The 18,217-nt window shown below is 61.6% G+C and carries 16 protein-coding genes; 4 read left to right on the forward strand and 12 right to left on the reverse strand.

Annotated elements, in window-relative coordinates:
* Positions 1 to 20 precede the first annotated feature (20 nt).
* The 4 genes from gntK to AC4PR2_RS10110 all read right to left on the reverse strand — a co-directional run bounded on the left by gntK (position 21) and on the right by AC4PR2_RS10110 (position 4,287).
* Positions 21 to 548 carry a gluconokinase gene (gene gntK / locus AC4PR2_RS10095; protein ID WP_033649350.1) on the reverse strand — a complete coding sequence of 176 codons (528 nt, stop codon included), beginning with the start codon at positions 546 to 548 and terminating at the stop codon, positions 21 to 23.
* Between the two features lie 101 nt (positions 549 to 649).
* On the reverse strand, positions 650 to 1,966 hold the full coding sequence (gntT, locus tag AC4PR2_RS10100; protein ID WP_033636339.1) for a gluconate transporter: 1,317 nt from the start codon (positions 1,964 to 1,966) through the stop codon (positions 650 to 652).
* Positions 1,967 to 2,306: 340 nt separating this feature from the next.
* Entirely contained in the window at positions 2,307 to 3,302 is a 996-nt protein-coding gene (gene gntR, locus AC4PR2_RS10105) for a gluconate operon transcriptional repressor GntR (RefSeq protein WP_060424481.1), read from the reverse strand.
* A 289-nt stretch (positions 3,303 to 3,591) separates the two neighbouring features.
* On the reverse strand, positions 3,592 to 4,287 hold the full coding sequence (locus AC4PR2_RS10110) for a pirin family protein (RefSeq protein ID WP_038873615.1): 696 nt from the start codon (positions 4,285 to 4,287) through the stop codon (positions 3,592 to 3,594).
* 389 nt (positions 4,288 to 4,676) lie between these two features.
* Here AC4PR2_RS10110 and AC4PR2_RS10115 point away from each other — a divergent pair, with 389 nt between their 5' ends.
* Complete coding sequence (locus tag AC4PR2_RS10115) at positions 4,677 to 5,192, forward strand: GNAT family N-acetyltransferase (RefSeq protein ID WP_060441401.1); 516 nt, start codon at positions 4,677 to 4,679, stop codon at positions 5,190 to 5,192.
* Positions 5,185 to 6,366, forward strand: coding sequence for a P1 family peptidase (locus tag AC4PR2_RS10120; protein ID WP_337046898.1), 1,182 nt, complete (start codon positions 5,185 to 5,187; stop codon positions 6,364 to 6,366). Before AC4PR2_RS10115 ends, AC4PR2_RS10120 begins: the two co-directional genes overlap by 8 nt.
* Before the next feature lie 58 nt (positions 6,367 to 6,424).
* On the opposite strand, the gene iolE is transcribed toward AC4PR2_RS10120, so the two are convergent.
* The 4 genes from iolE to iolD are packed head-to-tail and all read right to left on the reverse strand — an operon-like array spanning position 6,425 to position 11,295.
* Positions 6,425 to 7,321: a myo-inosose-2 dehydratase gene (gene iolE, locus AC4PR2_RS10125; RefSeq protein ID WP_019455194.1), complete on the reverse strand. Its 897-nt coding sequence runs from the start codon at positions 7,319 to 7,321 to the stop codon at positions 6,425 to 6,427.
* A gap of 59 nt (positions 7,322 to 7,380) precedes the next feature.
* Positions 7,381 to 8,265: a sugar phosphate isomerase/epimerase family protein gene (locus AC4PR2_RS10130; protein WP_004930845.1), complete on the reverse strand. Its 885-nt coding sequence runs from the start codon at positions 8,263 to 8,265 to the stop codon at positions 7,381 to 7,383.
* Positions 8,266 to 8,305: 40 nt separating this feature from the next.
* Positions 8,306 to 9,319 (reverse strand): bifunctional inositol 2-dehydrogenase/D-chiro-inositol 1-dehydrogenase, encoded by a 1,014-nt coding sequence (iolG, locus tag AC4PR2_RS10135; RefSeq protein ID WP_038871433.1) that lies wholly within the window; start codon positions 9,317 to 9,319, stop codon positions 8,306 to 8,308.
* A gap of 35 nt (positions 9,320 to 9,354) precedes the next feature.
* Entirely contained in the window at positions 9,355 to 11,295 is a 1,941-nt protein-coding gene (gene iolD, locus AC4PR2_RS10140; protein WP_102985401.1) for a 3D-(3,5/4)-trihydroxycyclohexane-1,2-dione acylhydrolase (decyclizing), read from the reverse strand.
* A gap of 545 nt (positions 11,296 to 11,840) precedes the next feature.
* On the opposite strand from iolD, the gene AC4PR2_RS10145 reads away from it, so the two are divergent.
* Positions 11,841 to 13,772 (forward strand): bifunctional 5-dehydro-2-deoxygluconokinase/5-dehydro-2-deoxyphosphogluconate aldolase, encoded by a 1,932-nt coding sequence (locus AC4PR2_RS10145; RefSeq protein WP_060441404.1) that lies wholly within the window; start codon positions 11,841 to 11,843, stop codon positions 13,770 to 13,772.
* A 203-nt stretch (positions 13,773 to 13,975) separates the two neighbouring features.
* The gene (locus AC4PR2_RS10150; protein WP_004930856.1) at positions 13,976 to 14,812 is read left to right on the forward strand and encodes a MurR/RpiR family transcriptional regulator; all 837 of its coding nucleotides are present in this window, start codon (positions 13,976 to 13,978) and stop codon (positions 14,810 to 14,812) included.
* A 41-nt stretch (positions 14,813 to 14,853) separates the two neighbouring features.
* On the opposite strand, the gene AC4PR2_RS10155 is transcribed toward AC4PR2_RS10150, so the two are convergent.
* From AC4PR2_RS10155 to AC4PR2_RS10170, 4 genes are all read right to left on the reverse strand, one after another.
* Complete coding sequence (locus AC4PR2_RS10155) at positions 14,854 to 15,192, reverse strand: type II toxin-antitoxin system RelE/ParE family toxin (protein WP_049202849.1); 339 nt, start codon at positions 15,190 to 15,192, stop codon at positions 14,854 to 14,856.
* A gap of 14 nt (positions 15,193 to 15,206) precedes the next feature.
* The gene (locus tag AC4PR2_RS10160; protein ID WP_004930864.1) at positions 15,207 to 15,476 is read right to left on the reverse strand and encodes a hypothetical protein; all 270 of its coding nucleotides are present in this window, start codon (positions 15,474 to 15,476) and stop codon (positions 15,207 to 15,209) included.
* 174 nt (positions 15,477 to 15,650) lie between these two features.
* Positions 15,651 to 16,472 carry a 5-deoxy-glucuronate isomerase gene (gene iolB / locus AC4PR2_RS10165; RefSeq protein ID WP_197803730.1) on the reverse strand — a complete coding sequence of 274 codons (822 nt, stop codon included), beginning with the start codon at positions 16,470 to 16,472 and terminating at the stop codon, positions 15,651 to 15,653.
* A 77-nt stretch (positions 16,473 to 16,549) separates the two neighbouring features.
* Positions 16,550 to 18,055, reverse strand: coding sequence for a CoA-acylating methylmalonate-semialdehyde dehydrogenase (locus AC4PR2_RS10170; protein WP_492175082.1), 1,506 nt, complete (start codon positions 18,053 to 18,055; stop codon positions 16,550 to 16,552).
* Positions 18,056 to 18,217: the final 162 nt, after the last annotated feature.

Raw genomic sequence — 18,217 nt, forward strand, 5'->3', positions numbered from 1 at the left:
GCGCCGACGACGGCCCGCGCTTAGCGGGCGGTGATGCGGTTGATGCAGGCGAGCGTGTCGGCGACCACGCCGTCCAGCGGCTGGTTGATGTCGATCGCCTGCACATCCGGCTCCTGCTCGCCCGGCTCTTCCAGCGTGGCGAACTGCGAAACCAGCATCTGCGGTTTGAAGAAGTGGCCTTTGCGCTGCTTCAGGCGCTCCTCAATCACCGTTTTATCCCCTTTCAGGTAGAGGAAATGCAGGTTGCGATTGCCTTCGCGCAGGCGGTCGCGATAGCTTTTTTTCAGCGCCGAACACACCAGCAGCGACACCGGATTGGTGCGTTGCATGGCGAAGATGGCGTCGTTGAGCGCAGCCAGCCACGGAGCGCGATCGTTGTCGTCCAGCGCATGCCCGGCGGCCATTTTGTTGATGTTGGCGCGCGGGTGCAGGTAATCGCCGTCCAGCATGGCGGCATCGGCTTCCCGGGCGACGGCGCTGGCCACGGCGGATTTACCGCTGCCGGACACCCCCATCAGGATAAATACGTGATTCTGCGGATTACTCATTGTGTCATGCCCTTATGGGAACTGGCGCGAGCGCGCCAAATGCGTCCCAACTGATAAAGATACTCTGGAACGCCGACGCCCCGCAGGGCGTCGGATAACGATTATACGACCGTCGCCAGCAGCAGGCAGCCCACCAGGCCGCACACCGAGATGATGGTTTCCAGCACCGACCAGGATTTGATGGTTTCCATGATGCTCAGGTTGAAGTACTCCTTGAACAGCCAGAAGCCCGGATCGTTAACGTGCGAGAAGATAACGCTGCCGGAACCGACCGCAATCACCATCAGCTCAGGGCTGACGCCGGTGGTGGCGATCAGCGGGGCGACGATGCCGCCGGCGGTGATCGCCGCCACGGTGGCGGAACCCAGCGCCAGACGCAGCGCGGCGGCGATCGACCAGGCCATCAGGATCGGCGAAACGTTGCTGCCTTCCATCAGGCCGGCGATGTACTGCTCGACGCCGCTGTCCACCAGCACCTGTTTGAAGGCGCCGCCGCCGCCGATGATCAACAGCATCATGGCGATGATTTTAATCGAGTCGGTGATGGTGCCCATCACTTCATCCATGGTGCGGCCGCGGTTCAGGCCGAAGGTGAAGATAGCGATCAGCACGGCGATCAGGGTCGCCATCACCGGGTCGCCGAAGAACTCGGCGAAGCGCAGCAGGCTGTGGCCCTTCGGCAACACCATTTCAGCCACCGCGCGCAGCGCCATCAGGATCACCGGCACCAGCGACGTGGCGACGCTGACGCCAAAGCTCGGCATCTCTGCTTCGGTAAAGGTTTTCGGGTTGTACAGGCCTTCCGGCACCGGCTTGTCGATGCCTTTCAGGAAGCGGGCATAAACCGGGCCGGCCAGGATCACCGTCGGGATCGCCAGCAGCGTGCCGTACAACAGGGTTTTACCCATGTCGGCATGGAAGATGGTGGCGATGGCCGTCGGGCCCGGGTGCGGCGGCAGGAAGCCGTGGGTCACCGACAGCGCGGCGGCCATCGGCACGCCGACGTACAGCAGCGGGATGCGCGCGGAGGCGGCGATGGTGAACACCAGCGGCAACAGCAGCACGAAGCCCACTTCGTAGAACAGCGCGAAGCCGACGGTGAAGCCGGTCAGCACCACCGCCCATTGAATATGTTTTCTGCCGAACTTGTCGATCAGCGTGGTGGCGATGCGCTGTGCGCCGCCGCAGTCCGCCAGCAGTTTGCCGAGCATGGCGCCGAAGCCCATGATCAGCGCCAGGCTGCCCAACGTGCCGCCCACGCCGGCCTTGATGGAGCCGATGACCTTATCGACCGGCATACCCTGTGCGATCCCGACCGCCAGAGCAACCAGCACCAAAGAGATAAAGCCGTTCAGCTTGAAGCGGATCATCAGCAGCAGCAGCAGCGCTACGCCGCCTGCAACAATCACTAATGGCATAATTTTTCTCCAACCTTTTATCGCGACTCTCTTTACGATAGGCGTAAAGCGTGCGGTTGTTTTATTTTTAGGCTCTTTCCCGGTGTTTAAGAAGAGCTGTAGGTGTTGTTGATTCAGAGGTTCAGTCTTGCAGCAAGATGACCGCACGCTCGTTGTTACCGGTATCATGATACCGGTAACAACATGAGCGCCGGAACCGGGTAAGCGGCTAAAATTCGCGTTCTGGGACAGAGATCAAACTTATGCCGGCAACGACCGGCGGGCTTACAGGCGGGATAACCCGCGCGCCTCAGGGCGCGCTGCAAAAAGAAAGGGTGTTAAAACAGAACGTTAAAATGGCTCAGATACTGCCGCCGGGGATCACGGTGAAACCGACGTCCACCATGCGCGGGCACACCGTTTCGCCGCGCAGCCGGGCCAGCAAACGCTCGGCACCGATCTGCCCCATGCGTTCGCGCGGCGTCAGCACGCTGGCCAGCTTAGGCACCATCACCTGGCCGATATCATGGCCGTGGAAACCGGCGATCGCCATGTCCTGCGGGATCGACAGCCCCTGCCGCTGGCACTCGAAGGCCGCGCCGATCGCCAGGTCATCGTTGGTGCAGAAGATACTGTCGATCTGCGGATAGTCGCGCTGCGCCAGGCGCAGCAGCTCGCCGCCGGCGGAATAGGAGGAAGAACGCGCGGTCATGATGCTGTAAGGTTCCAGGCCGGATTCGCGCATCGCCTGCTCATACCCCTGCTGCTTGATGAGGGTACGTTCATCCTGACGGGCACCGAAATAGACCACGTGACGGTGGCCGTGCGCGATGATCTGCTGGGTCATCTGGCGCGCTGCCTCGAAGTTGTTGAAGCCCACCGCCAGATCGATGCACGGCGAGACGCAGTCCATCAGCTCCACCACCGGAATGCCCGCCACCTCGATCATTTTCAGGGTGCGCGCCGTGTGATGGCGCTCAGACAGGATCAGGCCGTCGATATTGTAAGAAAGCAGCGAGGTCAGACGCTCTTCTTCACGCTCCGGCAGGTAGCCATAGTGCGCCAGCATAGTCTGGTAGTTGTGCGCGTCGGTGACGCTTTCGATGCCGCGCAGCACTTCGGCGAACACCTGGTTGGTCAGCGACGGCAACAGCACGCCAATCGCCCGGCTGGTGGCGTTGGAGAGGATGTCCGGCGCGCGGTTGGGGATGTAGCCCAGCTCATCCAGCGCGACGGCGATTTTTTGCTGCAGGGCGGCAGAAACCTGGTCGGGATTGCGCAGATAACGGCTCACCGTCATCTTGGTCACGCCCACCTTGTCCGCCACATCCTGGAGTACCGGCCGTTTTTTCTTCATTATCAATGAACTGACTAACCGTGAATGGGCAGTCATTTTAGCAAAAAAAACGGCGGGCCGATATTGTCGGTTATGCGACGGCCAACGCAAAAAGGCTCACAACGTGAGCCCTTCATACGGTGACAAAGGGGAAAAAGCGTGGTTTTTCCCCTTTGTGATTGTCAGCCGAAAATCAATAAATTGATTTTCCTTGTTTTTATATGCTGCCGGCTTTCAGGCGGGCAACGTCATCAGGCTTGTCGTTAACCTCAAGGGCTCACATCGTGAGCCCTTGAAATTTACCGCTTAATCACACCGGCGGCAGATCGAACAGCAGGATTTCGCTCTCTTCGTCGGCCTGGATCGTCAGCGCCGATTCATCCCACACCGCAAACGCATCGCTGATGCCGGCGGCCTGGCCGTTGACCGAGACCTTGCCGCGCACCACCTGGATCCAAATGCGGCGGCCGGCGGCGATCGGGTACTCACCCTGTTCGCCTTTATTCAGCGCCCAACGCGACAGCGTCATATCCTGGAACACCTTCAGCGAACCGTCGCGCGCATCCGGCGAAAGCACCAGCTGACGGCCCTGCGGCGCGTCGAACATGCGCTGCTCGTAGCGCGGCTCCAGCCCGACCTGATCCGGAATGATCCAAATCTGGTACAGGTGCAACGGACGATCCTGATTGGCGTTGTACTCGGAGTGACGCACCCCGGTGCCTGCGCTCATGATCTGGAATTCGCCGGCCTGGATCTGCTCCTTGTTGCCCATGCTGTCCTGATGTTCCACCGTGCCGCTCAGCACGTAGGTCAGGATTTCCATATCTTTATGCGGATGGGTACCGAAACCCTGCCCCGCGTCGATCACGTCTTCGTTGATCACACGCAGCGCCGAGAACCCCATAAAGTTCGGATCGTAGTAGTCGGCAAAAGAGAAGGTGTGCCAGCTATCCAGCCAGCCATGATTGGCGTGGCCGCGGTCTTCCGCTTTACGTACATAAATCATATTCAACTCTCCTCAATGTTTTTTTACAGTCTAGTCCTGCGGGCAGAATAAGAAAGCGTAAAAAACTCATGCCTCTGTTCAAAAATTTCGATGGAATGAAGCGGCAGATGGGCAACGGATTTGTTGAAGGCGGAAGCGGTTGAAAAAGGGCAAAAAAAAAGCCAGCACCCGAGCTGGCTAAGTAAACACTGGAAGCAATGTGAGCAATGTCGTGCCTTCGCAGCGAGAGTATCAAGGGTTGATGCCCTCCCCGGAACGCATCGCAATAATAATCATTATCATTCGCACCTGTAAAGCGTTTTTTTTGACCCGTTCAAATAATATTGACTCAAGGCAGTAAACGGATAAATTCAGAGGTTATTCAACCGGTAAGCAACAGGAGCAGCGAGATGAGCGAGATCGTGATACGCCACGTGGAAACGACGGATGCGCAAGCCCTGCATCATCTTTATTCTCAGACGCCCGTCTATCGCGATACGCTGCAGCTCCCGCTACCGTCCGTCGAGTCCTGGCAGAAGCGCCTCGCCAATCCCGAGCCGGGCACGCATAACCTGGCGGCCTTCATCGACGGGCAGCTTGCCGGCCAGCTGGCCGTCATGCTGAATCAGCGCGTGCGCCGCCGCCACGTGGCCACCTTCGGCATCGGCGTCGATCCTCGCTACCACGGCAAAGGCGTTGGCAGCCGCCTGATGCAGGCGATGATAGACCTGTGCGACAACTGGGCGGCCATCGAGCGCATCGAGCTGACGGTGTTCACCGACAACCCGGCGGCCATTGCGCTGTACCGCAAATTCGGTTTCGAGATAGAGGGCACCAGTCGCGCCTATGCCATGCGCGACGGCGTATTGGTCGACGCCTACCATATGGCGCGTTTGCGCTCCGGGCAGCCGCACGGCGATGCGTAATCGTCCTCACCCACGGGGGCCGCTGCGCCGGCCCCTGTGCATCAACCGCCGAACCTTTTTACAAGCGCTGGCCGGCCTGACCGCCGCCGTCGGCATATTCTCTCCTCTCACCCCGTTAGGTGCCGCTATGCCAACTTCCGCCGCCGGGCGCCCAGGCGCCCGCAACCTGATTACCGATGTGCCGGGCCTGAAGGTCGGCGTGGCGCAAGACAGCCGGATACGTACCGGCACGACGGTTATCCTGCCGGACAGCCCGGCGATCGCCGCCGTGGACGTGCGCGGCGGCGGCCCCGCCACCCGGGAAACCGACGCGCTGGGTGAAGACAATTTGGTACAGACCGTCGATGCGCTGACGTTCAGCGGCGGCTCGGTTTACGGCCTGGCGGCGGCGGACGGCGTCGCGGCCTGGCTGGGGCAACAGGGCCGAGGCTACGCGCTGCGCCCGGCCCCCGGCGTGCCGGTCTCCCCTATCGTGCCCACCGCCTGCCTGTACGATCTGGCCAACGGCGGCGACAAAAACTGGCAGCTCACGCCGCCGTATCGCCAACTGGGCATCGAGGCGGTCGGCAAGGCCGGATTGGACTTTCCGCTGGGCACCGTCGGCGCCGGCTACGGTGCCATGACCGGCATGGGTAAGCTGAAAGGCGGCCTCGGCTCGGCATCTATCATTGCCGCCAATGGCGCTACCGTCGGCGCACTGGTGGCGGTCAACAGTTTGGGTGCGGTGGTCGCACCCGGCACCCGCGCCTTCTGGGCGACCCCCTATGAAATTGACGGTGAATTCGGCAACGGCGGCGCAGCGGCGCTGGCACAACTGCGCGCGCAGGGCGAAGATTGGATGGAACAAGAGCCGCAGGGCGGCAGAAAGAACACGACCCTGGCCTGCATCGCCACCGACCTGGCGCTGACGCGGGTGGAGTTGAAACGGGTGGCCATCATGGCGCAAGACGGCATGGCGCGCGCCATCCGCCCGCTGCACAGCCCGTTTGACGGCGACGTAGTGTTCGCCCTGTCCACCGGGCAGCGCGAGGTTCAGGGCAGCCGCGAACTGGCGGTGCTGCAGATCGGCGCGCTGGCGGCGGACACCCTGGCCCGGGCGATCGCCCGTGGCGTACATGCCGCCACGCCGTGGCCCGGCAGCCAGGTCGCAACCTGGCAAACGCTCGGCGGCTAACACGCCGCCACCAAAAAAGGGGCGCTGGCGCCCCTTAATCATGATTAACCCTCGTCGCTTAAATGCCGGCGGTTTCCCGAATATAACGGCGCGCTTTTACCGCATACTCGAACGGGTTGGCCAGCGCCGGATCCTGCTCGGCCTCCACCACCATCCACCCTTTGTAACCGCGCTCGTCCAGTAGCTTGAACACCGGCCTGAAGTCGATCACGCCATCACCCGGCACGGTGAAGGTGCCCTTCTTCACGCCGTCGAGGAAGCTCAGCTTGTTGGCTTTCACTTCCGCCACCACCTCATCGCGCACGTCCTTCAGATGGACGTGGTTGATGCGCGGCAGATACTTCTCCAGGATCGCCATCATCGCCTGCTGGCTGCCTTCCGAATAGTAGGCATGGCCGGTATCGAACAGCAGGTAGACGTCGTCGTTGACCATGCTCATGTAGCGATCGATTTCGGCCGTGGTCTGAATGCCGGTGCCCATGTGGTGGTGCAGACACACCTGCATGCCTTTGCCGGCGGCGATCTTCGCCAGCTCGTTGTAACCGTCGGCCACGCGCTGCCACTCTTCATCGCTGAAGTACGGCTTCTCTTCGAACACGCCTTTGGTGGTGCCCTGAATGCTCTTGCTCTGCTCGGAGCAGCCGATCACCCTGGCGCCCATGGCATGCAGGAAATTCATGTGGTTGATAAATTCATCGATGGTTTTGTCTTTCTGGCCGTCGGCGAAAAAGGTGCTGAACCAGGCGTTGCAGATCTGGATGCCGCGAATATCCAGCATCGGTTTCAGCACCGCCGGATCGCGCGGGTATTTGCTGCCCACTTCGCTGCCGGTGAAGCCGGCCAGCGCCATTTCGCTGACGCACTGCTGGAAGGTGTTTTCCTTGCCCAGATCGGGCATGTCGTCGTTGGTCCAGCCGATCGGCGCAATGGCCAATTTCACGTTGTCTTTATTCATGGTCTGCCTCGGTCCTTGGAGGGCCGCCGGTGCAAACGCCGCCGGCGAGCCGAATAAGATTATTTGCCCAACAGCTCTCTTTCGATGCGCTCTCTGGTCGCCACCGCCTGGCTCGGCATCTTTTCCGGGTAGCCGAACAGCGAGGTGCAGATGATCGATTCGCCGCCGACCTTGAAGCTGCGGTTGGCAAATTCCATGTCGCGCAGCGTCTGGAACAGGGCGTCGAAATTCACCTCGCCTTCGCCGATGCCGACGTGCTGATGCACCGCGGCGTCAACGCCCGGCGGGTTGACGATATAACGGCAATGCTTGGTGTGATTCATGGTGTCGGCGATCAGCACGTGGGAAAGATCGTCCCCGGCGTACTGCAGCATGCCGGCCACGTCACCCTGCCCCTTGTCGTAATAGAAGGTGTGCGGCACGCTGTAGAGGTATTTGACGTGGTCGCTGCGCAGCGACTTCACCAGATCGGCGGTTTCGTTGCTCAGCTCGCAGAAGTCCCACGGGTGCGACTGGATCTCCATACGGATACCCTCGCGCTCGACGATCGGCAGCAGCTCCTCCATCGAGCGATACCACAGCTCCTCGCAGATCTCCGGTTCGTTGGGGTTACCCGCCAGTTCGGTGTTAATCACCTGCACGCCCATTTCCACCGCGATTTCGATCATCCGCCGCCAGTTTTTGACCGCCGCCTGGCGGCGATCTTCCCCTGGCCCGGACCAGCGATACACCACGATAAATGAGGAGATCTCCACGCCGGTCGCTTTCAGGGCGTTTTTATACTCCGCCATGATTTCGCGGCTGGCCTTCGGATGCTTGTAAAACGGGTTGATCTGCGGGTGCGGCGACTGTTCGATGTATTTGTAGCCCCAGTCCGCCACCTGCTGCACCATCTTGGTCACGCCCAAATCCCGTATAACGTCGACATCAAAAGCGATCTTCATGGTCACTCCTCTGCAATCGTAGGTATGGGGGACAGGCCGATTATTTGTTGTAGAACACCGGGCGCGCCGGCAAGGTCACCGGCACAATCTCGCCGCTGAGCTGGGCCGCCACGCAGGCGTCGGCGGTCACCGCGGCGGCGTAGCCGTCCCAGGCGGAAGGCCCGGTCAGCTTGCCCGCAGCCACGTCGTTGATGAAACCCTGCAGCTCGACGTCATAGGCGTCGATAAAGCGATCTTTCCAGTCGGTCAGGATTTCGGTCGACAGGCGGGCGCCGCTGCGCATCTGCACCGAGGACGGCTCCGGCAGTTTGGCGATGCCGGTTTCCCCCACCACTTCGCACTGAATGTCGTAGCCGTACTGGCAGTTGACGAAGATTTCGACGTCGATGCGCGTACCCTTGGCGGTTTCAAACAGCACAATCTGCGGATCTTTCAGGTGCGGGAACGCCTTCGGGCTCTTACGCGGGAACACCACCTGCACCGACACGTAGTCATCATCGAGCAGCCAGCGCAGCACGTCGATTTCGTGGATCAGGGTGTCGGTGATCGCCATATCGGTGGTGTAGGCCTCGCCGACCGTCGGGTTGCGGTGCGCGCAGTGCAGCATCAGTGGTTCGCCGATCTGGCCGCTGGTCAGCACCTGTTTCAACGCGCGATAGCCCTGGTCATAAGGGCGCATAAAGCCGACCTGCACCAGCCGCTTGCCGTGTTTCGCTTCGGCATCGACGATGTTTTTGCAGCCCTGCGCGGTCACCGCCAGCGGCTTCTCGCAGAACACCGGTTTGCCGGCGGCGATGGCCGCCAACACGAACTCTTCGTGGCTCGGCCCCCAGGACGTGACCAGCACCGCCTGCACGTCGGCGGCCTTGATCAGATCGTGGCCGTTGTCATACACCCGCGCATCCAGCTGCAGATCGCTCACCACCTTGGCGGCGTTGTCGCGGTTGATGTCGTTTACCGCCACCACGCGGGCACCCTGCAACACTTTGCTGCAGCGACGGATATGATCGCGGCCGATGGCGCCGGTGCCGATAACCCCAATGTTCAATGTCATTTTCGCTACCCTCGAGATTTATGTATGAAAACGAATCAGTAATCGCGCGCCTTATCGATGTTTTCCTGCAGCTTGCGCGCCACTTCGACGATTTTCTCGCTGTCGGCCACCTGAGCGCCGCCCACGCGCCACCAGCTGAGATACTTGTGCACCATGGTCTTCGGCAACACCTTGATGTCCAGCAGCGTGGACACGGTTTGCCTGCGGGCGTCGGCCAGCGCGTCGAGCAGCTGCTGCTCGGTGGTGACCCGATAGGTTTTACAGCCGTAAGCCGCCGCCAGCATGGCGAAATCGACCGGCACCAGCTTGCCGTCGAGCTTGCCGCCCTCTGGATTGCGGAAGCGGAATTCGGTGGTGTAGCTGTCCATGCCGTGTTCCATCTGCAGGTTGTTGATGCAGCCGTTGGTCATGTTGTCGAACAGCACCACGTTGATCTTGCAGCCTTCCTGAATCGAGGTGACCAGTTCGGAATGCAGCATCATGAATGCGCCGTCGCCCACCATTGCGTACACCTCGCGCTGCGGCTCGGCCAGCTTGACCCCCAGCGCGGCGTTCACCTCGTACCCCATGCAGGAGTAGCCGTATTCCACGTGGTAGCCGTGCTCGCTGCGGTTGTGCCACACCCGCTGCAGATCGCCCGGCAGGCTGCCGGCGGCGGCGACGATCACGCTGTCCGCCGGCAGCTCGCGGTTCAACACCCCCAGCACGCGGCTCTGGGTCAGCGCGGAATCGGTCTGGGCGATAAATTCGGCGAACACCCGCTCGCGATCGAGGTGATCGTCGATCTCCGGCACAAAACCCGCGCCGCCGTATTCCACCGCGTAAACACGCGCGGTCTCTTCACGCTGGGCACCGCGCGCCGCGGCGATGGCATCGCCCCAGCCGGCGCGGTAGTCAGCCTGCGCCAGCAGCGCGCCCAATGCGTTCAGGGCCTCGCGGGCGTCCGCCAGCACCTGCACGCCGTCGAGCTTGCCGGCGTCAAAGGCGCTGACGTTGATATTGAGGAAGCTGACGTCCGGGTGTTGGAACAGCCATTTGGACGAGGTGGTGAAATCGGTGTAACGGGTACCGACGCCGATCACCAGATCGGCCTGCCGGGCCAACGTGTTGGCCGCCAGGCAGCCGGTTTCCCCGATGCCACCGAGGTTGAATTCATGGTCGCTCGGCACCGTGCCTTTGCCGGCCTGGGTTTCGGCAAACGGAATGCCGAAGCGCTCGGCAAATTCGCGCAGCGCCCGCCCGGCCTGCGAGTATTTCACGCCGCCGCCGCACACCAGCAGCGGTTTGCGCTTGGCGGTCAGCAGCGCCAGCGCGTCCGCCAACATGCCGTCGGTCGCCGGGCGACGATCGAGCCGATGCACGCGTTTCTGGAAGAAATAGTCGGGATAGTCGTAGGCTTCACCCTGCACGTCCTGCGGCAGGCACAGCGTCACCGCGCCGGTATCCGCCGGATCGGTCAGCACGCGCATCGCGTTGATGCAGGCGCTCATCAGCTGCTCCGGCCGCACGATGCGATCCCAGTATTTGCTCACCGCGCGGAACGCGTCGTTGGTGCTGATGCTGAGATCGTAAGGCTGCTCGATTTGCTGCAGCACCGGATCCGGCTGGCGGGAGGCGTAAACGTCGCCCGGCAGCAGCAATAAAGGAATGCGGTTGGCGGTAGCGGTGGCCGCGGCGGTGATCATGTTGGCGGCGCCGGGGCCGACCGATGAGGTGCAGGCGTAGATCTGCCGGCGCAGCTTCTGTTTGGCGAAGCCGATCGCCGCGTGGGCCATGCCCTGCTCGTTGCGGCCCTGATGCACCCGCAGCTCACCGCTATCCTGTTCCAGCGCTTGCCCCAGCCCCAGCACGTTGCCGTGGCCGAAAATCGCGAAAATGCCCGCGACGAATTTGGTCTCCACGCCGTCGGCCAGCAGATACTGGTTATCGAGAAATCTGACGAGCGCCTGCGCCATGGTTAGCCTGATCTTGCCCATTTACTCACCCTTTAGATTGAGGGCCGCCCCGGAAAGGGCTCGCGCCGAGCCGACAATCCCGTGTTTGTGTTACGCGGCGGCAGCTATTATCTTGAGCAGGCGATGCCCGCTGCTCACGAAGTCGACAACCTGAAACGTGAAGCGATTATAAACAAATATATTTTTCATAAAATCACATTACAGAAGAAACATTTCATTTTGCGATAAAGATCGCATATTGCATGAAAAGCCCGTTTCATCTCGTGCTTCAACCTTCGCTGACTTCGCGCCGCGCAATGGCGGGTGACCACCGTCAGCACTCAGGATGACAGCCTTTTATCCTGTCCTCGCACTCCTTTTCAGCGCGCGCCTGGCCGCCCTTCCGTGGCCGTTTCACCGCCTTTTCCACCCCCTTGCCGATGTTTTAAATGCATCACATTTTTGGGGTGTAAATTTCATTCCATATTGAAATTGAAATTTTCATTCCCCATACTGTCCACATGCTTCCTGCAGGGCGCCACGCTCGGGCCGCCGCCGGAGTTTTGCTTAAACAGAAGGAAACGGGTATGGCTACACAAGAAAAACAGCTTGATGTCATTTGTCTCGGGCGCATCGCCGTCGATTTCTATGCTCAGCAGATCGGCGCGCGGCTGGAAGACGCCGGCACATTCGCCAAGTACCTCGGCGGCTCTTCCGGCAACGTGGCCTACGGCACCGCCATTCAGGGGTTAAAATCCGGCATGCTGGCGCGCGTCGGCGACGAGCACATGGGCCGCTTTCTGCGTGAAGAGCTGCAGCGCGTCGGGGCCGATACCCGCTGCCTCATCACCGACAAGCAACGATTAACCGGCCTGGTGATCCTCGGCATCAAGGATCAGGAAACTTTCCCGCTGATCTTCTACCGCGAAAACTGCGCGGACATGGCGCTGACGCCGGACGACATCGACGAGGCCTACATCGCTTCCTCGCGCGCGCTGGCCATCACCGGCACGCACCTGTCGCACCCGAACACCCGCGCCGCGGTGCTGAAGGCGCTGGAATACGCGCGCCGCCACGGTCTGCGCACCGCCCTGGACATCGATTACCGCCCGGTGCTGTGGGGGCTGACGTCGCTGGGCGACGGCGAAACCCGCTTTGTGGAATCGGACCAGGTCACGCGCGAGCTACAGGAGGTGCTGCACCATTTCGATCTGATCGTCGGCACCGAAGAGGAGTTTCACATCGCCGGCGGCAGCACCGACACGCTGACGGCGCTAAAAAACGTGCGGCGGGCCACGGCGGCCACGCTGGTGTGCAAGCGCGGCGCGCAGGGTTGCTCGGTGTTCGAAGGCGAAATCGCCGACGACTGGGCGCAGGTGAAGCTGCACGCCGGCGTGCGGGTTGAGGTGCTGAACGTGCTGGGGGCCGGCGACGCCTTTATGTCCGGCCTGCTGCGCGGCTACCTGAACGATGAGGGCTGGGATCAGGCCTGCCGCTACGCCAACGCCTGCGGCGCATTGGTGGTGTCGCGCCACGGTTGCGCGCCGGCCATGCCGACCAAACGGGAGCTGGACGACTATCTGCTGCGCGAACGGCAGGTCACGCGCCCGGACCGCGACGCACGCCTGAACCACCTGCACCGGGTGACCACCCGCAAGCAGCAATGGCCAGAGTTGTGCGTGTTCGCCTTCGATCACCGCAAGCAGCTGGCGGACATGGCGCGCGAAGCCGGCGTCGGCGAGGAACGCATTCCGCGCCTGAAAACCCTGCTGCTCACCGCGGCGCAACAGGCTGCCGCGCAGGCCGGGCTCAACGGCAACAGCGGCATTCTGGCCGACACCACCTACGGGCAGGCGGCGTTGAACGAGATCACCGGCCAGGGATGGTGGATCGGCCGGCCGGTGGAGCTGCCCAGCTCGCGCCCGCTGCGCCTGGAGCACGGCAATATCGGCTCGCAATTGATCGACTGGCCGCAGGAGCACGTGGTGAAGTGCCTGGTGTTTTATCACCCGCACGACGCGGCGGAACTGCGCCGCGAGCAGGATGCGCTGATCGCCGACGTCTACCGCGGCTGCTGCAAATCCGGCCACGAGCTGCTGCTGGAAGTGATTCTGCCGGACAACAACCCCGACAAGGACGAACGCCATTACCTGGAGATGATTGAACACTTCTACCGGTTGGGCATTCAGCCGGACTGGTGGAAACTGCCGCCGCTGAGCGCAGAGAACTGGCGGCGGGTCGGTGCGCTGATCGACACCTACGATCCCTTCTGCCGCGGCGTGCTGATCCTGGGGCTCGACTCCCCGGAAGCGGTGCTGAAGGCGGGCTTTGCCGCCGCTGCGGATGCGCGCTGGGTGAAAGGTTTCGCCGTCGGCCGCACCATCTTCGGCCAGCCTTCGCGCCGCTGGCTGCAGGATGAAATCGACGACGCGGCCCTGATCGAGCAGGTGAAACAAAAATACCTGACGCTGATCGGTTTCTGGCGCCAGTACCGTCCGCAGGCGAGCGGCGCGCACTGACAGCGAGCGCGAGTTCACGTCCCCTTAAGGCCATTTCGCCGCTTTAAGGGGATTTTTTTGCCCCTTTTCTGTGAAGTCGCGCAATGTGCGATCGAATAAATCGCTTTTTGAGGAAATGAAATTTCCGCTCCGTCTGTTAAAATACCCTGTCAATATTTCAGGCGTCAGGCCAATGCGCCTTCACCCCACTGCGAGCCGAATGGATGAACAACCCAACTCAACTTTCGCTGTTACAGGACGAGATCCGCCACCGTTATGAAACGCTGAGCAAGCGTTTGAAGCAGGTGGCGCGCTATATTTTGGATAACAGTAACAGCATCGCTTTCGATACCGTTGCCTCCATCGCCGCACAGGCCAGCGTACCGCCTTCCACCCTGATCCGTTTCGCCAACGCCTTCGGCTTCAGCGGCTTCAACGAAATGAAGCAGGTGTTCCGTCAGCATCTGATGGAAGAGACGGTGAACTATACCGAACGCGCGCGCCTGTTCCGCCAAACCTCCACCGACGACAACGTCGCGCCGGAGAAACCGGCGGAAATTCTCAACGTATTCACCATGGTCAACGCGCAGGCGCTGCAGCAGCTGGCGATGCAGATCGCCCCCGAGCAGCTGGATCGCGCCGTCGAGCTGCTCAACAACGCCGAAAATATCTACGTGATCGGCCTGCGCCGTTCGTTCAGCGTCGCCTCCTACCTCACCTATGCGCTGCGCCATCTGGAGCGCCGCGCGTTTCTGATCGACGGCCTGGGCGGCATGTTCACCGAACAGCTGAGCATGGTAAAACCGAAGGACGTGGTGATCGCCATCAGCTATTCGCCGTACGCCCGCGAAGCGGTGGAACTGGTGGAACTGGGCGCCAAGCGCGGTGCGCAGCAGATCGCCATCACCGACAGCCAGGTCAGCCCGCTGGCCGCCTTCAGCGACGTCTGTTTCGTGGTGCGTGAAGCGCAGGTGGACGGCTTCCGCTCGCAGGTGGCTTCGATGTGCCTGGCGCAGACGCTGGCGGTCTCGCTGGCGCTGAATAACGCCCGGGACGAGTAAGGCTGGGGTGAACGCGCCCGACAGGCTCGGGCGCGGCGGGATTATTGCAGCAACAAATAGCGGTAGAGCGCGCTTTCCAGATCCTGCTTCATGCTGATGAAAAGCAGAATCTCCACCGTCTGGCCGTCGTAGTCATAGATGACGCGGTATTCGCTATCGGGATCCAATCGCTCGTGCAACCGTACCCCCATACCCGCCAGCACGGCGTTGAAGCGGTAGCGGGCAGGATCGTCGGCAATTGCCGCAAGGGACGATAACAACAGATTGTCCACGAACACCCCGGCTGCGGCGGCCCCTATCGTTCCGCTCTTGTAAGACTCGATGTCTTTCAGGCTCCATTCCGCCGCCGGCGCGACGGTAAAACGTATTTCCTTGGGCATCCTGCACCTCGGGCCTATTTCCGCGCGTCGCGCAGCCGCTGCAACGTTTCTTCGGGCGACAGACCGCGCTGATTTTTAATCTCTTGCTTCGCCATCATAGTCAGTTTCAGCAACGCGTTGGACTGGCGCTCCAGATTGCGTTCCCGAATTTCGGCCTCTCTCTCAGCCGCCGTTTGCACAAACAGCTCAGCAACACCATTTTTTGTGACGTAAACCCCGCCTTCAAACAGATCGGGCGAACCTAATCCTTCTCGCGCCGCTTTTTGGGACATGGTAGTCGTCATGGTTTTTCCTCCTGCGCATAGGCAATCACGCTGTATCACAGCGGTTCTTTGGATTCACTCAGCCGGGGAGCGATCGCGTGCGGACAGGTTATCATTTGAACAAGATGGAGGGCAAATTTAGGTAAAATTTATACCCTGATAAAAAGAAAGCCCGGCAAGCCGGGCCTCAAGCGCTTATTGCGCGGCGGGATAGCCGTCGCCGTTAATCCAGGCGTGGTCTTTTTCCCAGGTGAATTTCCACTGCCGCGCCGGCCCGGCCATCACGTTGAGATAATAGTTGTCGTAGCCTGCCAGGGTCGCCACCGGGTGATAACCGCGCGGCACTTTCACCACGTCTCGATTGTAGACCGGCATGCACTCGTCGAGTGTGCGATCGTCGGTATAGACACGCTGCATGCAGAACCCCTGCTCCGGCTGAATACGGTGATAATACGTCTCTTCGAGATAGGTTTCGTCCGGCGAGTCTTCCCGATCGTGCTTGTGGCTCGGGTAGGAACTGGTGTTGCCCTCGTCGGTGTAAACCTCCACCACCAGCAGGCTGTCGGCCGGCTCGCTGTCCGGCAGAATGTTGTGCACCAACCGCTGGTTACGCCCCTTGCCGCGCCGCTCCACGCCGATATCCGCCGGCGTGATCAGCCGTGAGGGCAGGTGGCCGCTGCCGGGCGCGCTGCACACCGCCAGTTCCAGATCGGTTTCTGCCCGCACGTCGATGCGATCGTGATGCGGCACATACACCGCGTAAGGCGGCGTGCGCTCGAACGGGCTCATGCGCTTGCCGATATGCGGGTACTCGGCGCGCAGCGTGGCGACGGAGGCGATACCGGCCACCAGCACCAGGCACAGCTCCTTATCGCCGCACTCAAGCTGAAGCGACTGCCCGGCGGCCAGGCGATAAACGTCAAAGCCGACATAGCGCCAACCGGCATTTTCCGGCGTCACGTGCTGGATGCGCCCTTCGGCGTTCGGCGTCTGACATTTGGCAAGCAGTGAAGACATCTCGATTCTCCTGTTAATGATTCGTGCAAAGGCCGCTGCCCCGAAGGAGCAACGGCCTGGCCTGAATATGACAGCGCTTAACCCAGCGTCGGCATGCTGAATTCGGACACCGTCTGCTGCCCGGCCGGCCAGCGCGCGGTGGCGGTCTTCATGCGCGTGTAGAAGCGCACGCCGTCGGTGCCGTGCACGTTCAGCGCGCCGAACACCGAGCGCTTCCAGCCGCCGAAGCTGTGGAACGCCATCGGCACCGGTACCGGCACGTTGACGCCGACCATCCCGGCCTGCACTTCTTGCACGAACTGGCGCGCGTAGTGGCCGCTGCCGGTAAAGATGGCGCTGCCGTTGCCGAACTCGTGGCCGTTCACCGTGTCGATGGCGGTACGGTAGTCCGGCACCCGCACGATGCCCAGCACCGGCCCGAAGATCTCTTCACGGTAGATGCGCATGTTCGGTTTCACATGGTCGAACAGCGTGCCGCCGACGTAGTAGCCTTCAGGATAGCCCGGCACCTGATAATTGCGGCCGTCGGCCACCAGGGTCGCGCCCTCTTCCACGCCCAGATCGATGTAGCCCAGCACCTTCTTCTGGTGGGCGGACGACACCAGCGGCCCCATTTCATTCTCTTCGCCGCCCTGCTGCAAGCCCGGCCCGACGCGCAGCTGCGCGATCAGCGGCTTCAATTTGGCGATCAGTTTGTCGGCGGTATCGTCACCGACCACCACGGCGATCGGCAACGCCATGCAGCGCTCGCCGGCGGAGCCGAACGCGCCGCCCATCAGCGCGTTAACCGTGGCGTCCAGATCGGCTTCCGGCATGACGATCGCCTGGTTCTTCGCCGCCCCGAAGGCCTGCACCCGCTTGCCGTGCGCACTGGCGGTGGTGTAGATATGTTCCGCCACGGTGGAGGAGCCGACGAAGCTCACCGCCTGAATGCGCGGATCGGTGCACAGCTGCGCCGCGTCTTCATTGGCGCAGTGCACCACGTTGAACACGCCGTCCGGCAGGCCGGCTTCTTTCAGCAGCTCCGCCAGGCGCACCGAGGCGGAAGGCACCAGCGCCGGCGGCTTGAGGATGAAGGTGTTGCCGCAGGCCAGCGCGATAGGGAACATCCACATCGGCACCATCGCCGGGAAGTTGAACGGGGTAATGCCCGCCACCACGCCCAGCGGCTGCATCAGCGAGAAGCTGTCGACGCCGCTGCCGACGTCCGGCGAATACTCGCCCTTGATCAGATGCGGGATGCCGCAGGCGAATTCGACCACTTCCATGCCGCGCGTCAGTTCGCCCAGCGCATCCGAGTACACTTTGCCGTGCTCGCTGACGATAAGCTCGGCCAGCTCGTCGCGGTGCTGTTCCAGCAGCGCCTTGAAATTGAACATGATGCGCGCGCGGCGCAGCGGCGTGGTGCGCGACCAGTCGGCAAACGCCCGATGGGCCACGTCGATGGCCTGTTTGACTTCGGCAGCGGTGCTCTGCGTGACGCGCCGCTCAACCTGCCCGCTGGCCGGGTTGTGCACGTCAACGGTTTGATTACTGCTGCTCAGGCACACCTGCCCGCCAATAAAGTTACCCACGGTTTTCATGTCACGCCCTCTTTTCAAGTCCGCTGTCGCCTGGCCACTCGCCGGCGGCGCGGCGTTAATCATCCCGCTCGCCAAACCCCGTCGGCAAGCCGGCTAAATCCTGACCGGATGCAGCAAACTTTATTTCATTGAAAAAAAAGTTTCAAATAAATTGTTTTGGAA

It is taken from the genome of Serratia sp. A07, assembly GCF_058725505.1.

Bases quoted from the DNA above. Each gene is read 5' to 3' on its own strand.
- gntK (WP_033649350.1), bottom strand. From the start codon at position 548: ATGAGTAATCCGCAGAATCACGTATTTATCCTGATGGGGGTGTCCGGC.
- gntT (WP_033636339.1), bottom strand. From the start codon at position 1,966: ATGCCATTAGTGATTGTTGCAGGCGGCGTAGCGCTGCTGCTGCTGCTG.
- gntR (WP_060424481.1), bottom strand. From the start codon at position 3,302: ATGAAGAAAAAACGGCCGGTACTCCAGGATGTGGCGGACAAGGTGGGC.
- AC4PR2_RS10110 (WP_038873615.1), bottom strand. From the start codon at position 4,287: ATGATTTATGTACGTAAAGCGGAAGACCGCGGCCACGCCAATCATGGC.
- AC4PR2_RS10115 (WP_060441401.1), top strand. From the start codon at position 4,677: ATGAGCGAGATCGTGATACGCCACGTGGAAACGACGGATGCGCAAGCC.
- AC4PR2_RS10120 (WP_337046898.1), top strand. From the start codon at position 5,185: ATGCGTAATCGTCCTCACCCACGGGGGCCGCTGCGCCGGCCCCTGTGC.
- iolE (WP_019455194.1), bottom strand. From the start codon at position 7,321: ATGAATAAAGACAACGTGAAATTGGCCATTGCGCCGATCGGCTGGACC.
- AC4PR2_RS10130 (WP_004930845.1), bottom strand. From the start codon at position 8,265: ATGAAGATCGCTTTTGATGTCGACGTTATACGGGATTTGGGCGTGACC.
- iolG (WP_038871433.1), bottom strand. From the start codon at position 9,319: ATGACATTGAACATTGGGGTTATCGGCACCGGCGCCATCGGCCGCGAT.
- iolD (WP_102985401.1), bottom strand. From the start codon at position 11,295: ATGGGCAAGATCAGGCTAACCATGGCGCAGGCGCTCGTCAGATTTCTC.
- AC4PR2_RS10145 (WP_060441404.1), top strand. From the start codon at position 11,841: ATGGCTACACAAGAAAAACAGCTTGATGTCATTTGTCTCGGGCGCATC.
- AC4PR2_RS10150 (WP_004930856.1), top strand. From the start codon at position 13,976: ATGAACAACCCAACTCAACTTTCGCTGTTACAGGACGAGATCCGCCAC.
- AC4PR2_RS10155 (WP_049202849.1), bottom strand. From the start codon at position 15,192: ATGCCCAAGGAAATACGTTTTACCGTCGCGCCGGCGGCGGAATGGAGC.
- AC4PR2_RS10160 (WP_004930864.1), bottom strand. From the start codon at position 15,476: ATGACGACTACCATGTCCCAAAAAGCGGCGCGAGAAGGATTAGGTTCG.
- iolB (WP_197803730.1), bottom strand. From the start codon at position 16,472: ATGTCTTCACTGCTTGCCAAATGTCAGACGCCGAACGCCGAAGGGCGC.
- AC4PR2_RS10170 (WP_492175082.1), bottom strand. From the start codon at position 18,055: ATGAAAACCGTGGGTAACTTTATTGGCGGGCAGGTGTGCCTGAGCAGC.